At 58.2% G+C, this 15,901-nt stretch carries 13 protein-coding genes; 7 read left to right on the forward strand and 6 right to left on the reverse strand.

Translation table 11 applies throughout. The features are described from left to right. The first annotated feature begins 16 nt into the window (after positions 1-16). The 3 genes from AC0V6U_RS01055 (at position 17) to AC0V6U_RS01065 (ending at position 1,626) form a co-directional block, all read left to right on the forward strand. Entirely contained in the window at positions 17-625 is a 609-nt protein-coding gene (locus tag AC0V6U_RS01055) for a hypothetical protein (protein WP_472644388.1), read from the forward strand. Positions 626-746: 121 nt separating this feature from the next. Further along, positions 747-980, forward strand: coding sequence for a hypothetical protein (locus AC0V6U_RS01060; protein WP_472644389.1), 234 nt, complete (start codon positions 747-749; stop codon positions 978-980). Between the two features lie 13 nt (positions 981-993). Then, positions 994-1,626, forward strand: coding sequence for a hypothetical protein (locus AC0V6U_RS01065; RefSeq protein WP_472644390.1), 633 nt, complete (start codon positions 994-996; stop codon positions 1,624-1,626). 299 nt (positions 1,627-1,925) lie between these two features. On the opposite strand, the gene AC0V6U_RS01070 is transcribed toward AC0V6U_RS01065, so the two are convergent. The 4 genes from AC0V6U_RS01070 to AC0V6U_RS01085 all read right to left on the reverse strand — a co-directional run bounded on the left by AC0V6U_RS01070 (position 1,926) and on the right by AC0V6U_RS01085 (position 9,319). Beyond that, positions 1,926-3,419, reverse strand: coding sequence for an FMN-binding glutamate synthase family protein (locus tag AC0V6U_RS01070; protein ID WP_472644391.1), 1,494 nt, complete (start codon positions 3,417-3,419; stop codon positions 1,926-1,928). Positions 3,420-3,596: 177 nt separating this feature from the next. Further along, positions 3,597-6,998: an autotransporter domain-containing protein gene (locus AC0V6U_RS01075; protein ID WP_472644392.1), complete on the reverse strand. Its 3,402-nt coding sequence runs from the start codon at positions 6,996-6,998 to the stop codon at positions 3,597-3,599. 210 nt (positions 6,999-7,208) lie between these two features. Continuing rightward, on the reverse strand, positions 7,209-8,519 hold the full coding sequence (locus tag AC0V6U_RS01080; RefSeq protein ID WP_472644393.1) for a UDP-glucose dehydrogenase family protein: 1,311 nt from the start codon (positions 8,517-8,519) through the stop codon (positions 7,209-7,211). Beyond that, positions 8,516-9,319 carry a metallophosphoesterase family protein gene (locus AC0V6U_RS01085; RefSeq protein WP_486169341.1) on the reverse strand — a complete coding sequence of 268 codons (804 nt, stop codon included), beginning with the start codon at positions 9,317-9,319 and terminating at the stop codon, positions 8,516-8,518. Before AC0V6U_RS01085 ends, AC0V6U_RS01080 begins: the two co-directional genes overlap by 4 nt. A gap of 272 nt (positions 9,320-9,591) precedes the next feature. Here AC0V6U_RS01085 and AC0V6U_RS01090 point away from each other — a divergent pair, with 272 nt between their 5' ends. Beyond that, complete coding sequence (locus AC0V6U_RS01090) at positions 9,592-10,452, forward strand: TorF family putative porin (protein ID WP_472644395.1); 861 nt, start codon at positions 9,592-9,594, stop codon at positions 10,450-10,452. 152 nt (positions 10,453-10,604) lie between these two features. Here AC0V6U_RS01090 and AC0V6U_RS01095 read toward each other — a convergent pair whose 3' ends face one another. After that, on the reverse strand, positions 10,605-11,255 hold the full coding sequence (locus AC0V6U_RS01095; RefSeq protein WP_472645677.1) for an SIMPL domain-containing protein: 651 nt from the start codon (positions 11,253-11,255) through the stop codon (positions 10,605-10,607). Between the two features lie 194 nt (positions 11,256-11,449). On the opposite strand from AC0V6U_RS01095, the gene AC0V6U_RS01100 reads away from it, so the two are divergent. Further along, positions 11,450-11,887: a VOC family protein gene (locus AC0V6U_RS01100; RefSeq protein WP_472644396.1), complete on the forward strand. Its 438-nt coding sequence runs from the start codon at positions 11,450-11,452 to the stop codon at positions 11,885-11,887. 33 nt (positions 11,888-11,920) lie between these two features. Here AC0V6U_RS01100 and nhaA read toward each other — a convergent pair whose 3' ends face one another. Further along, complete coding sequence (gene nhaA / locus AC0V6U_RS01105) at positions 11,921-13,144, reverse strand: Na+/H+ antiporter NhaA (protein WP_472644397.1); 1,224 nt, start codon at positions 13,142-13,144, stop codon at positions 11,921-11,923. A 92-nt stretch (positions 13,145-13,236) separates the two neighbouring features. Here nhaA and AC0V6U_RS01110 point away from each other — a divergent pair, with 92 nt between their 5' ends. Both AC0V6U_RS01110 and AC0V6U_RS01115 read left to right on the forward strand, forming a co-directional pair. Further along, entirely contained in the window at positions 13,237-14,655 is a 1,419-nt protein-coding gene (locus AC0V6U_RS01110; protein ID WP_486169342.1) for a glycosyl transferase family protein, read from the forward strand. Beyond that, a complete protein-coding gene (locus tag AC0V6U_RS01115; RefSeq protein WP_472644399.1) occupies positions 14,652-15,821 on the forward strand; it encodes a hypothetical protein in 1,170 nt (389 codons plus the stop codon). The genes AC0V6U_RS01110 and AC0V6U_RS01115 overlap by 4 nt, the downstream gene beginning before the upstream one ends. Positions 15,822-15,901 lie beyond the last annotated feature (80 nt).

A 15,901-nucleotide genomic window follows, 5' to 3' on the forward strand; every position in this document is an offset into this window, starting at 1 on the left:
TAAGGGAATACAGGAAATGAGTGCCTATGTCTGGGTTAGCAACCTGAGGAACGATGCCACCCTGATCGCGATGACCACTACTGACATTGCCAAAGAGGATTTGGAGAAGGCTATTGCAGGCTTGAAAGCGCTGAAGGCTGGGTATCCGGTCGAGCCGTCGCACCTGCCCAAGCAGATATATTTGGACAGGGGTAAGGGGACGAAATTGCCTCCGGTCTTTGATGCCAACGGGTATTATGTGGTCAATGGGGCAGTCGCTGAGGTGTTATCGCAGCACGACCTTGGCCAAGGTGGGCTGCATCAAGTTGAGGTTCTTCAGGGCGACAAGTCAACTCCGGTTGGTGGTGATTGGTTTTGCTGGGTTTTCGGTAACCGCAAATCGGCGTTCTCGAAAGCCGACAGCAAGAATATGGAGCCGTTCGGCACCAGCGAGGAGTGGGCTGAAATGCCCTATAAGCCAGCTGACTTCGATGTCGCCGTTACTGGGGACGCAACCGCCGGACCGGATGTCTGGATCGACCCGCCGCTTTTCAAATCGATTTTTCTGGGGCGAGACCTCGGCGATGCTCTGACAGCGGCAGGACTTGGTGATGCGCTCCGGATTTATCGTGCAGGTGTCGTTTGAGCGGCCATTGTGGTGACCGCGTCGACAGCCATGCGCCAATCGAGCACGAGGGAGATGAAGTGATGGCGCGTTGGATTACCACAAGTGGTTCCTATACTTATTTTACGTGTGAGCGGTATCTATGACCACATACCGTGCTCCCATTTTCTGGCTGGTTCTGGCTGCGGTGTTTTGCGCATTTATTGCTGCGGATGGGCTGGCCGATGGCGCGGCAGGATCACGAGGCCGCGGCCTTGCTGTCGTTCAGGAATTTTTCCATTGGCTTTTGATCGAACCGCTTGGCTTGCTGGGTGCAATTGGGCTGGTGATGGGGCTGGGGTGTTTGGCGGCAATACTGACATGGCCGAAGAAATGATGAGGAACTGCAGATGACCGGTCACGTCTGGGTTAGCACGATGATGCAAGATTCGGGGCTTATCAAACTCTTCGATGCGGACGTCGTCGAACAGGATAGGCAAAGGGCTGTCGCTGCGACCGACGCAATCCCTCAGGGTGTATCTGTTGCGCATGATCAATGCCCAACAGCTGTGTGGCCGCGCAAAGGGTCATCTAAGGTAAAAGACAGCAGTAGCCCGCCGCCTTTGTTTGTGGCGAGAGGATATTACATCGTAAATCAGGACGCTGCTGCCATCCTTCAGCAGTTCGATCTAGGTGGCGGTGGGCTATATCCCGTTCGCGTTCTCAAGCGCGACCAACAGACCCCATTTGACGGCACGTGGTTCACTTGGATTTTTGGCAATCAGAAAGAAACTGCTGATTTCGAGGCCAGCAAGGGGCTGCGAGAGTTCTCGCCAAACCCTAATAGTCCAAGGAGGAAATTGCCGCTCGAGCCCCAAGGCGGTGACATCGCTGTTTCCGCCGACGCGTTAATTGGACCTGATGTTTGGGTAGAGAAGAATCTTTGGCATTCGGTTTTTGTGAGCGGTGCTCTTGGAGATGCGCTCAAAAAGGCGAAATTGGTTAGGGCCTTCCGCATGGTGAAGGCTCGCGTCGTTTGGTGATTGTGTCTTAGGACGCATTGTGAGAACGACTATTTTCAGGAATCTCGGGGCCGCATAATTTGTTTGAAACTTCAAAGTGCAAACGACTTTAGCACAGCGACGCTGCGATAGTTGGGCCCCGCCAGTTTTCCTACCTTGCGCGCTCTCGCTATGGCTTTGCTATGCTCTCGCGCCCCGCTCTCCAACCTCCCACTAATCGACCCACTCGATCAATCACTACCTCTGTGATCGATTGCTTTTTCACCCCTTTACTGTGTTCCAGCCGTTCCAAGCGTGCTTCAGTAGCGGTGAACCGAGCGCTAGGCTGCGGCTTGGCTGGGGGCGCTCATCGGTGGGTACAGCTCGTCCAGAGGCCTGCTGCGGCCATCGGCGCACACGATCCGTACGTGATAGCGGCGCATCTGGCGCGGTTCGTGCACGCCGACGCTGTGCGCAATCACGCCCACCTCCTTGCGCATCTGCTCGACGAAGTTGGCCACCCTCACCGCCTTGTCGGTCGGGTCCAGCCCGCGCTGAAGGCTGGGATCATGGGTGGTGATGCCGGTCGGGCAGGTGTTCTTGTTGCACTTCATCGCCTGGATACAGCCGAGCGCAAACATGAAGCCGCGCGCCGAAATCACGAAGTCCGCGCCCGCGCACATCGCCCAGGCGACCTCGCTGGGGGTCACCAGCTTGCCGCTGGCGATGATGCGAATGCGGTCCTTCAGCCCATGCTTGTCGCGCAGGTCGACCATCATCGGCAGGCTCTCGCGCAGGGTCAGGCCAACGTTATCGATAAGCGGCAGGGGCGCAGCGCCGGTCCCCCCGTCGCCGCTGTCGACGGTGATGAAGTCAGGCGCGCTCGCAATCCCGCGGGCATTGATCGCCTCGAACAGCTGATCGAGCCAGCCGTATGCGCCGACGACCGTCTTGAAGCCAACCGGCTTGCCAGTGACCTCGCGAATATGGGCGATCATGTCGAGCAGCTCGTCGATATTGCCGATATCGGGATGGCGATTGGGCGAGATGGAGGCGGTGTGCGGCTCAATCCCGCGGATGGCGGCGATCTCCTCATTGACCTTGGCGGCGGGCAGAATGCCGCCTTTGCCGGGCTTCGCGCCTTGGGAGAGCTTGAGCTCAAACATGCGAACCTGGTCATGCGCTGCGACCTCGCGCAGCTTCTCATCAGACAGGTTCCCCTGCTTGTCGCGCACGCCGTACTTCGCGGTGCCGATCTGGAAGACGACGTCGCAGCCGCCTTCGAGGTGATAGGGGGAGAGGCCGCCTTCGCCGGTGTTCATCCAGCATCCGGCCTTGGCCGCGCCGTTCGACAGGGCGCGCACCGCCGGGGTGGACAGCGCGCCGTAGCTCATGCCGGAGATGTTGAAGACCGAGGGCGCATCATAGGGAATGCGCGCGGCGCCCTCGCCAATGACGAGGGAGCCTGCCTCAACGGCGTCTTGCTCCAGCGTGGGCCAGGGGCAATTGACGAAGATAGGTGTGCCGACAGGGTCGAGATTGCGGGTCGATCCGAAGGCGACATTGGTCGATTTGGCGCCCGCTGCGTCGTAGACCCAATCGCGCTGAGCCCGGTTAAACGGCATCTCCTCGCGGTCCATCGCGAAGAAGTACTGGCGGAAGAACTCGCCGAGCTCGGAGAAGACGTAACGCAGCTGACCAATGACTGGGTAATTGCGGCGTACGGCATCGGCGGTCTGAAAACGGTCGATGAAGAACAGGATGACGACGCCTGCCAGGATCAAGCCGACCACGAAAATGAAGATTGTGCTCAGCCAGCCGAGTGTGTCGATCATTGTGTTCTCCCAAGGGGCTATCCGCCTACGGATGCCGATTTGTGGGATAGTACAAGCTGCAAGCTATTGAGCAAGCTAAGGCGCGATAGGCGGCGCCTAGGTGTTAGCGCTCAGACGCAAAAAGGCCGGGCGCCCTTATCGGGAACCCGGCCTTTGTTAGCGTTAGGAGTTTCTAGCTTAGAACTTCCAGTTCAGCGAGAAGCGCCCTTGGTTGTTGGTGAGGACACCGCGGCCAAGGTCAGAAGTGACCGAGAGGCCAGCTTTCACGCGGCTGGACAGAGCCATTTCAGCGCCGACGTTGACCGATACCCATTCTGGATCGAGCTCATTGCTGATCTGGAATGCGGCATCCGGTGCGCCGAGGAAGCTGGCTGTGACCGTGTCGACATTGTCCGCCAATTCGCGGGCATAGGCGACCGAGCCAAAGGCTGTGATCTTGCCAGTGCGGCCAACATCAAGGTCAAGCGATGACATCAGGCCGACCTTTGTGCCGAGCGAGGTGAAATCGCGGCCCTGAATGTTCAGCCCAAGGTTGCCAGCGCCATACTCTGAGTAGCTGCCGATCTCGTTGCGAACATAATCCATGCTCACAACTGGACCGACTTCAAAGCCCTTGGCGATGTCGAAAGCGTAACCAAGGCGAAGCCCTGCAAAGCTTTGCTGGCCATCGGCCTGGCCAAGCGCGCTGCTGAACGATGAGCTAAAGCCCGCAGTGCCTGCGCGCTCTGTGCCAAAGTTCTGATCGGCGAAACCGAAGTACATATCGGCAAAGCCATTGCCTGCTTGATAGGCAGCGTAGACGGCGGCCGAGCGGCTTTCGTCTTCGTTTGGCCGTGAAGCGCCAATTCCAGCTGCGCTGTTGCGAATGTTGGTCATCGCAACACCAAGGCTGAAGTTCTCCGATACCCGCAGATCTGCACCGATGGTGAGTTCACCTGCTTGGGTAAAGGCAGCCTCTTCAAAGGCGTTTGCGCCGCTTGACCGGTCAATGCTGCTAGCATCGAGGAAGGTTCCGCTAACGCTACCAAAGAAGCCAAGCTGGCCGTCTTTCTGCGGAGCCGAACCGCCCATTGCAAATCCGGCATTGCCCGCTGCAGAGAACCCTGCCGCTGCACCGTTCGCGCCGCGAAGCGCGAGAGTGCGCTGTGCGATTTGACCGGTGAAACGCTGCGAGAAGCCGTTTGCGATGGTTTGCTGGTTGAACGCATTGAGCGGTGTCAAAGCGCCAAGCGATGCGCCTAGCGTATCGGCGCCTGCGCTATCGATCACATTGAAGATCGACGCGAATTCAGCGAAACGACCGCCGAACCGCAACGTATCAAGCGCAGTCCCGAGCGACGCTAGTGAGCTGTCCTGACCAAGCAGGCTAGCCAAGCTCAGAGCACCGATCTCAACGATCACTTCGTTGCCTTCGACCCGGCTTTCTGCGGTCAGCAGCGGTGAACCAGAGATAAGCAGCGTGTTATCAAACTCACCGTCGATCTCACCTGCGCTCAGCACGCTGAAAGTACTGCCGAAGCGTGGTACATTGCGCTCACCAAAGACGATCAGGTTACCGCCGAGAACAGCAGCACCGGATACGTCGAGCAAGTCAGCTGAAATCGTGCCGCGGCGCGATTCAACGTCGGCAAACAGGAAGCCGCCGCTGGTTTGGACATAGTCGCCGTTGATCGTCAGCGTACCAATTCCGCCGAGGCGGTTCGGGCCAACAAAACCGTTCACATTAAAGAATGCGTTGGTGTTGATGGTGCCGCGTCCGACAAACTCACCGCCCATCAAGGTGACGAGGCCAGTGTTGAGCGTACCGTCGATGCGAGATTCGCCGTTGAACTGCTCAACGCCGATAATGCTGGTGAACTCATATCGCCGAGGCAATACGAAAACAGCGCGATCATTGTCGACGGTCAGCTTGTCGATTTCTACATTCATATCGACGCGTGTCCGGCCACGGTTGGTCAGCAAAACGTCGAAGTACTGGGCTGGGTTAGCAAAGGCTTCGCCGATCGTGCCATCGGTGTTGTTCGGCACAAATCCGGTCGAGCCTGGACCAAGCAGCGCAGAGCTTTCAGGTACCGAGATGTCGATTTCTTCAAAGCCTGGCGTGATGTCGGTGGTGTTGCCGGAAATGTCTTGACCCAGCACTGTACCGACCTTCGGACCCGATGCCGTGATGCCCGGCTCGTTGCCGCCCGGAATGCCATTAACGATGTTGCCGTCGGCATCTTGGATGAAGAAGCCCGGGTCGAGATCCTGCGTCCAGTGATTTGGATCAGACCAACGACCGTTTCCGGCTTTCGCGGAGACATATTTGTAAGCTGTGTTCTCGGTGATGAACTCGAAGAACGGGAACAGCGGGTTGTAGAAGCTGACATCACTGTAGGCGCTGCCAAGACCAAAGAAGTCAAAGCCACCAGAAAGAACACCGATAGCAAGCGGGAAGTCCGCCAGCTGGTCAGCGACAAGTGGAGAGCCGGAATCCCCTGGAGCGGTGCCGACTTCACCAGGAAGCGCATCGCCATCGAAAAAGTCGATGGCGAAGACAGCTTCTAGACTGTCGCAGCTGATGGTCCCTCCTGGGAATTCACAACCAGCTTGCTCTTCCGGAGTACGGTTCGGATTGTCGAAATCTGTCCAGTAATAGTTCTGGCTCACAGAACCGAGCACCTGTGTCGCTGGTGCAAAATCTGTAAATACTCCACCAAGAAAATCACCAATGCTGCCATTCAGACCGAGCATATTCTCACCCACGCGGCGCAGGAAACGGTTGCCGGCATTTGAACCGCCGTCGAGACCTGTACCATTGGTGCCGTAACCGACTTGCACAACGTGCGTCAGTTCCGTCAGCGGCGTAAGCAGAAGTGGCAAGGCTGGCACGTCAGTGATCGGTGCGTCCACTGCGATCAAAGCAATATCAGCCCATGGAAAACCAAGACCCGTATTGTCAGCATTGCCAGTCGGGTGGATCACCACATCAGTGCTTTGAGCGACGCCGCCATCAGCATAGCCTGACCCATCGTCAAGATAGGTGAAAAGGCGGTCTGCGCTGCTTTGCCCAGTCGAGATCAGAAGCGTGGTTTCAGCTCCTGCGCCCGGCAAGCCATAGGTTTCCGACGAAGTGGTGGCGATCGGGCCATCACTGCCGTTGAGACAGTGCGCAGCGGTCAAAATCGTGCGCGCGTTGATTACACTGCCTGTGCAGTTGAAGAACACGCCGCCATCTGAGTTGCGCTGTTGAAAGATTTGTACTGCGTATGGAGCAATATCGTCTGGATCTCCCAAATCAATGTCTACGTCATCACGAACGATAAGGCGCTGCTCTGGATCGCTGATCGAACCAATGTAGCCAGTCGTCGTGCGCGATGTCCGCGCGATTGATGTAGAAGCCACCGGAACAACAACTTCTGGAATGTCGAATGAGACGCTGCTCTGTTCGATCGTGAAACCAGCAAAGTCGCCTTGCGCTTCCGCCGCGATATCTTCGCTATCTCCACTATTTTCAGAGGCATAGGCGGGCGCCGCTAACAGCCCACTTGCAATGCCGATCACACCCACGCTGGAAAGAACATGCCGTTTAATCATATTAAACCCCCAATAAGTTGTTTCTATCAACGACTCGGAAGTTACAATATTTTAACCACGAACACGACTCGAATTCTGCATAAGTGCTGAACCGAGAGGCGATGGCACGTGATTATTTTGCGACGCACAGCCGCTAAGCCCTAGGAAACCGCCATTTCGAGCAGCTCCTGACCGGGGAAAATTTTTTCAATTTTCTATTGATAGTTATGGTTAATTTCGGCCGATGCTGGAGTAGTCGAAACCAGCGCTGCGCATGTCATCCGGATTGTAGATGTTGCGCAGGTCAACAATCACCGGCGCCTTGGCCAGTTCTTTCACCCGGCCGAGGTCGAGCGCGCGAAACGCGTCCCATTCCGTGACGATCGCGACAGCATCCGCGTCCTTGATCGCCGCATAAGGCTCCTCGCACATGATCACGTTCGGCATCAGAGGGCTGGCGATCTCCATGCCTTCTGGATCGAAGGCTGCGACCTCAACGCCGGCATCGCCCAAAGTCTGAGCAATGGCGATTGCCGGGGAGTCGCGCATATCATCTGTGTTTGGCTTGAAGGTCAGGCCAAGCATGGCGACTTTCTTGCCGCGTGCATTCTCTGCTCCGCCAAGCGCGTCGAGCACCTTGCGGCCCATTGCGCGTTTGCGGCTCTCGTTGGTTTTGACCACGGCTTCGACGATCCGGGTCGGGCTGTCGTAATCCTCTGCTGTCTTGAGCAGCGCCAGCGTGTCTTTGGGGAAGCATGATCCGCCATAGCCAGGTCCAGCGTTGAGGAATTTGGAGCCGATGCGATTGTCCATGCCGATGCCGCGCGCAACGTCCTGGACATTGGCGCCCACTTTCTCGCACAGATCGGCCATTTCGTTGATGAAAGTGATCTTGGTCGCGAGGAACGCGTTGGCGGCGTATTTGATTAGCTCGCTGGTGCGGCGACCAACAAACAAAATGGGCGATTCGTTGAGGAACAGCGGGCGGTAAACCTCGCGCATGATCTCGCGGCCGAGATCATCTTCCGCGCCGATCACGATCCGGTCGGGGCGTTTGAAGTCGCCAATAGCGGCGCCTTCGCGCAGGAATTCTGGGTTGGAGACGACCGCGAAACTGTGCGCGGTGCCGGTGTCTTTGATGATCCGCTCGACTTCATCGCCGGTGCCGACGGGCACGGTGGACTTAGTGACGATCACCGCTTCATTAGCCAAATGTTCGCCAACTTCGCGGGCGACTTCATAGACGAAGGTGAGGTCTGCATGGCCATCGCCGCGGCGGCTTGGCGTACCTACCGCGATGAAGATTGCCTGTGCGCCATCAATGCCAGCGGCCAGATCGGTTGTGAAGGACAGGCGGCCAGCGGCAACATTGCTCGCCACCAGGCTATCAAGCCCAGGCTCATAGATTGGCATGATGCCGTCTTTGAGGCGCGCGATCTTGCTGTCATCCTTGTCGATGCAGACGACCTCATGGCCAAAATCCGCAAAGCATGCGCCCGATACCAGGCCAACATAGCCCGACCCAACCATGGCAATTTTCATCGCACTTGTTCCTCGTTGAATGTCTTTATCGTGCCATTATCATCAACAGCTTGCAGAATTCTTTTCTCGGCCCCTTCAAGTACCAGAGCCGTGAGCACGCCAGAGCGGAAGGCGCCGGTGTCGACCCCGATCCGGTGGCCGTTGTCCATCACATTAGGAAAGATGGTGTGGCCGTGCACAACGACTTTACCAAAGCCGCCTTGGTGCCGCAAAAACCGATCTCTGATCCACAGCATGTCGCTGCGCTTTTGCTCATCAATCGGGCGCGCAGGGTCAATCCCGGCGTGGACGAACAGATAATCGCCCGCAATGATCATTTCCTCAAACGCCTCGACATAGGCGCGCTCTTCAGCCGGAACGATTTCTGGCAGCGCCTTGAACAGCTCCTCAAGCGACATTGCATTGAACTTCTTCGGCGTGATGTCGTAGCTCAGGATCGTCTCGCGCCCGCCATGCTTGAGAAAGTGGCGCAGCACGTCGATGTCGTCGAAAGCCTCGAGGAACATTTCCTCGTGATTGCCAGCAAGGATGCGGACAGAGCGCTTCTGCTGCCATTTGCGAGCGCGCGCGATCACGCCTGCGCTGTCATCGCCCCGGTCAACCAGATCGCCAAGCAAGATCACATGGCTTTCAGCCTCGCCAGCTTCTGCATCATCCGCCTCAACCGCCTTGATCAACGCCTTGAACAGATCAAGCTGACCATGAATATCGCCAATCGCATAATAGCGTGTCCCCGCAGGAACTGCAGGCAAAGGCGCGTCGGGCCGCGATTGGAAGAGTTTGCGAAGCGTTTTGATCATGGTGCAATAAGAATGCGGTTGAGCCGGTAGGTGGGCGTCGGGGCGCTTTAGGCAAGTGTTGGCTTAACAGCAACTGATCGAGCGCTCACTTTCCGGGTGGTGCAAAATCCACACACTTGGCACTGTTCACAGGCGATTGCGCAATTTCTCTTGTGCGATGCGGCATTTCTCGGCAAGAAAACTGCGTACTCAGATGAGATTACCGTAAATAAGTTGGTAACCACTGATGACGCAGGTGGGACGAAGCAACAACACAACATAAGGAAGTTGTAATGCTCACGTCCATTCGCGGCCTCTCCGCCGCAACTCTATCCGCTGGTTTGCTCCTCTCTGCAGCTCCAGCATTTGCTAATGAAACCGAAGCTGGCGAGAAAGCTCCAGCCCCGGCAACATCCGAAATTGCTACCGTTGTTGATAGCGAAATTGACCGCGCAAGCGCGCCGGTTGATGCTGCCAAAGCAAGCTACGCCGATGGCGAAGCTGGCTTTGAAGTGACGGCCAATGTCGCTTTGGTCAGCGAATATCGCTTCCGCGGTGTTGACCTGTCCGGCGGCGAAATCGCCATTCAAGGCGGCGTCGATCTGTCGACCGATATCGGTATTTACGCCGGTACTTGGGCCTCTTCGCTTGATGAAGACACGGTTGGCTTTGGCTCGACCGAAGTTGACGTCTACGGCGGCTGGAGCGGCGATGTCGCTGAAGGTGTCAGCTTAGATGTGGGCGCTATCGCCTATCTCTACCCAGACGCTGGCGCCGGTGATTTCGACTATATCGAATTCTACAGCTCGATTGGCTTCACCTTCGGTCCAGCTGAAACAACGGTCGGCGTTGCCTATGCACCAGACCAGGATTCGCTCGGCAGCACTGACAACTTCTACATCTACGGCGATGTCGGCGTCGGCATCCCAAATACGCCGGTCACACTGACTGGCCACCTGGGCTACACCGATGGCTTCCTGACATTCACGAATGACAGCAAGGCATTTGACTGGTCAATCGGCGCAGAAGCAGCTGTCTACGGACCGCTCAGCTTCGGCATCTCCTACGTTGGTGTAGAAGGCGATGGCCTGATCGATCCAGGCGGCGTCTTCACCGATGATGCAGTTGTGTTCACGCTGAGCGCCAGCATCTAATCATATTGACGGCCCTTTGGGCTAAATGCCACTTTTGCAAGTGGAGCAGAAAAGGCGCGGGGGCTATGCGCATTGTCCCCGTGCCTTTTTCTTTTGAGTGGATTGAGTGCTCCGCCGATTTCTTGGCTAAGCAAGTCAAGCCGAGCGCTTACTCAATCAAGCGAGAAGTTGACCGTGGTGACCACACGGACCTTTTTATAGGGGCTGTCGCTCTTGCCCCATCCGCCGCCATCGCCGTCGCGCGCTTCGATTGAGAAGTACCCCTGGGTCGCATCTTTGATCGCGCCAACGCCTGATCCGGAATCTTGCGCGAATTGCTCGGCAGAGGCGCGGGCATCGCGGGTGGCCTCAGCCACCATTTCCGGCTTGATGTCGTTCAGTTTGGTGAAGGTGTAGCTCATACCAGAACCTTCCTCCAGGAACACGCCGCGCCCCACCAGATCGAACTGATTGGCGACGGCCTTTTGCGCTAGTTCAATATTGTCGGTTCTCAGCGCAAGCCGCTGACGCACCGTGTAGGTCGTGACACCGCGATTGGTGTGGCTGGAGACATTGGCCCCGGTCGGTTGCAGACTGTCCGCCGGAAAACCGAGCCCGTCAAAGAAACCCTCAATGGCGCGGGTGTCCTGCTGAACTTTCCCCTGCGCTTCGGCAAGATTGGCCGCGCTGGCTGAGTAAGAGATCGTCCAAGTGGCAAGATCTGCGGTGACGTCGCGCTCGGCCAAGCCGCGCACGGTGACAGAACGTTCGGCCTCTTTCGCGCGCAGCAATCCGTCGCCGAGCAGATATCCGCCCAAAGTCATGCCGATTGCTGCAATCGCGGCTGTGCCGAACCAGCGCGTCGTGGTTGGTCCAATCCCGCCCTTGCGCCGCGCACCTTCACGCTCCATTTCTTGCTGCGTATCCATCGCTGTATCCGTCATCGCATCCTCCTTTGTGATGCGATGAGTTGTGCTTCTACGGCGATGAATTGAGTTTGAACTGAAAAAGGCCCATCATGACCAAATATCTCCATTCCATGATCCGCGTGACCGACGCCGATGCCACGGTTGAATTCTTTAAGCTGATCGGGTTGGAGGAAGTGCGCCGGTTTGATGTTGAGGCGGGCCGCTTCACGCTGATCTTTTTGGCCGCACCGGGGCAGGAGGGCGTGGCCGAGGTTGAGCTGACCTACAATTGGCCGCCTGAGGATGGCAGCGAGCCAGAGACCTATGACAATGGCCGCAATTTCGGCCATCTCGCGTACCGGGTGGAGAATATCTACGACACGTGCCAGCGTTTGATGGATGCGGGCGTGACCATCAATCGGCCGCCCCGCGATGGGCATATGGCCTTTGTGAAGTCACCAGACGGCGTTTCGATTGAGCTCCTGCAGGACGGCAATCTGGAGCCGCAAGAGCCGTGGGCCAGCATGGAAAACACCGGCAGTTGGTAGGGTTCTGATCGGCGCGGCTAAGCCGCCGATGCTTTACGCGTTGGCGGGCTGATTGCCTTGATCGTCACACTCCGCATCGGGATGCGTCGTCGTTAGGCGCAGGACGATAAAGCCGAGCACCGCCGAGATCGCAGAACCGGTGAGGATGCCGATCTTGGCCTCCTCGATGAACATCGGTTGGTCAGGGAAGGCGAGGCCGCCGATAAACAGGCTCATGGTGAAGCCGATCCCGCACAGGATCGATATGCCCCAAACCTCGGCCCAGCTCGCGCCCTCGGGGCGCTGCGCAAATCCGGTCTTCTCTGCGATCACAATCGTTGTGAAGATGCCCAATTGCTTGCCGACCACAAGGCCCGCCGCGATCGCCACGGGTAGTGGGTCGAGCAATGCGCCAATTCCCATACCCTCAAACGAGACACCGGCATTGGCAAAGCCGAAAACGGGGACGACGAGATAAGCGCTCCATGGGGCCATGCCATGTTCAAGCCGCTCCAGCATGGAGTTGCCGTCCTTGCGGTGCATCGGAATCGTGAGCGCTGCCAATACGCCAGCGATGGTCGCATGGACGCCGGTGTTGAGTACGCAATACCACAGCACCAGGGCGAGTAGGATGTAGGGGCTAAAGACGCTGACCTTCATCCGGTTGAGCGCAATCATCAGGCCGAAAACAACGATTGAAGCGACCAGCCAGGCGAGCTTGATTGTCGGCGTGTAGAACACCGCAATTACCATCACCGCGCCAATGTCATCGACGATGGCCACCGTTAGCAGGAACAAGCGCAGCGAGGCAGGCACCCGGCTGCCGAGCAGGCCGAGGACGCCCATTGCAAAGGCGATGTCGGTCGCCGCTGGGATCGCCCAACCGCTGGCATATTCGCCGCCGCCAGAAACCGCGATGTATACCAGGGCAGGGACCGCCATGCCGGCCGCAGCCGCCGCCATAGGCAATCTGCGCGCGGCAGGGTCAGACAATTGTCCTCCAACCAGCTCACGTTTCACCTCCAGCCCGACGACGAAGAAGAATATCGCCATCAATCCGTCATTGATCCAAAGGTGCAGATCGTCGAGCTTGGCAATCGGGGTCCAGGCGAGATCGCCGTAAAATAGTTCGCGATATTCGCCAGACAAAGAAGAGTTCGCAGCCAGCATTGCAGCGGCTGCGACGAGGATAAGCAGGATACCAGCAGAGGCATCGCCAACGAACAGGGCGCGCACTGGCGCGAACACCGAGCGTAAGGAGGAGTTTGATTGGGCCATAGTCGCGTTACCCCCTCTCTAAAACTTTCTTCCGTTGCAAGCCTTATCCGAGCGCGATAGGTTGTTTTGCACAAGTGGGGACGGGGGTCGGCTTGCAAGTAATAAATTTTGACGTCTGGCAATGGCTGGTATTGTTCCAACACGAGCTACTTTTATTCGCAGGCATATTCTTCCTAATAGGCGCGATTGACGATCTTTTAGTAGACGTTACTTGGGTGTGGTTGAAACTCACCGGGCGTGCAAAAACGCAACAATTTGAAAAAGATGAAAACGAAACGCGCGAGCTGTGCGGCGATGCGGCGGTGTTCATTCCGACCTGGTCCGAAGCGGAGGTGATCGGCGTTACGGTGTCTGAAGTTTTGAAACGCTGGCCGCAAAAGGGACTGCGTTTGTATGTCGGTTGTTACCGAAACGACTCGGCCACTATCGCCGCGGCCAGTGATGCCGCGAATGGCGATCCGCGTCTGCGCATTGTGATCCATGACCGCAATGGACCCAGCACCAAGGCGGATTGTTTGAACCGAATTTATGCGGCTATGTGCGATGATGAGCGGCGGCGCGGCGTGCGCAATCACATGGTTGTGTTTCACGACGCAGAGGATCTGGTCGATCCCGCCGCGCTCTCGCTGCTCGACCATCACATTGGCCAGCATGCGGGCGGCGCGCAATTCGTGCAACTTCCCGTCCACGCGCTAAGGAACGACGAAAGCCGCTGGATCGGCAGCCATTATTGCGAGGAATTCGCCGAATCTCACAGCAAGGGCATGGTGGTGCGCGATGCTCTAGGCGCGGCGCTACCAGGCGCTGGCGTCGGCTGCGCGATTGAGCGCGAAGCGATCGAGCAATTGCGTATGCGCCATGCGGACCGTCAGCCATTCGTCGCCGACTCCCTCACCGAAGACTACGAAATGGGGCTCAGCATCACGGAGATGGGCGGCAAGTCCCGCTTTGTCCGCGCGCGCGCCGCCAATGGACGGCTGATTGCGACCCGCGCGTTCTTCCCTGATCGGATCGACACCGTGGTGCGTCAAAAGACGCGCTGGGTGCACGGCATTGCTCTGCAAGGCTGGGACCGGATGGGGTGGTCAGGCAATCTCATTGAGAGCTGGATGCGGGCGCGCGATCGGCGCGGGCCGTTCACCGCTCTTGTCCTGCTGATGGGCTATGCTTTGCTGACGATATCCGCTGCGATCTGGCTCGGGATTAAGCTCGGCTACGGCGAGCCATTGCCGTTTTCCCAAATGGCGATTGTGCTGCTTTGGGTCAACCTTGCCGCCTTCTGCTGGCGCTCAGCCTCGCGCTTTGCCTTCACCGCGCGCGAATATGGCACGGCAGAGGGCGTCCGTGCGGTCCTGCGCATTCCGATTGCCAATATCATTTCGATCATGGCGGGGCGCCGCGCGGTTATGGCCTATATCGGCACGCTCGCCGGGCGCGCTATCGTGTGGGATAAGACCGACCATTCAGCGCAGCCTGCCCGGCTAACCCAGCCAGCAGGTGGCCGATCATGACCCAGATTGCGCGATCACGACGCGGCGGACCGCTTGCCATGCTTGGCCTAGTTTTGGCCGCATGGATCAGCGGGCGCGCGATGCTCTGGGAAAGTCCGTTTCCAATCACCGAAAGCTTTTCTAGGTCGGTGGATGCGATCTTCGCGGAAGCTCCGACTGAGCCTGAGGTGGCGCCCGTACAGACGGCAAGCTCAGCTCAGCTCGCCAGTGCTGCCCTTGTCGCGCCCGCTCAATTAAGAGTGCCCGGGATGGGTCTCACAGCAGAGCAACTGCGCGGAAGAGAGATATTCTCCGATACATTGCATGTTGCCGCAGGGCACCAGATGCTGTTGATGGCGGCGATGAGCCAGCTGCCGCTGCCGCGTGCGGTCGAAGAGGCATGGGCGCGCCCAAGCGCCCCAAGCCTGATGATGCAAGACGCGCCGGGCGCAGGATGGAGCCTACCCGCGAGTGGTACTGGCAAAGGCGGCAACGCCAAAGATGATCGCTGGTCGCTCGATGCCTGGGCGTTCTGGCGTCAGGGCTCCAATTCCGGACTTATCTCGCAGGGGCGTGTTCCGGTCTACGGCGCGAGCCAAGCGGGCGCGGTGCTGCAATATCGCGTCGCTCCCAGCTCTCGCCATGATCCGCGCGCCTACCTTCGGGCTTACCGCGCATTGGTCAGTAGCGGAGAGAGCGAGGCTGCGCTTGGCATGTCTGCCCGTCCACTTGGCGCTGTCCCGCTGCGCCTGCATGGCGAAGTGCGGGTGACCGAGGGCACGTTTAACACCGAAGTGCGCGGCGCTGCTTTTGCGACCACCGAAATATCGCCGCTCGCCTTGCCTGCGGGCGCGAAGGCCGAAGTCTACGCGCAAGGCGGCTACGTCAGCGGCGATAACTCTGTCGCCTTTGTCGATGGCCAATTGGCGGTGACGCGCGAGGTCGCCAAGTTCGATCTTGCCAAATCGCGGTCAGCCCGCGTCAGCGTGGGCGGCGGCGCGTGGGCTGGGTACCAGGGGGCTGGGCAATCCGATGACATCCACAGGGTCGATTTGGGCCCAACCGCGCGGCTTGATGTGCGCATTGGCCAGGTGCCAGCGCGCCTTTCGGTCGATTGGCGAGAGCGTGTGTCTGGCGATGCTGCGCCGTCGTCAGGCGTTGCTGCGACCATCTCCACCCGGTTTTAAGCGAGGCTTCGCCGCAACCCCTTCATGAATAACGGGGTTTGCGCGCAGCATTGTCTTTAATCCGGCCGCGTGCTGGGCTA

The sequence above is a fragment of the Erythrobacter sp. W36 genome (assembly GCF_057364935.1).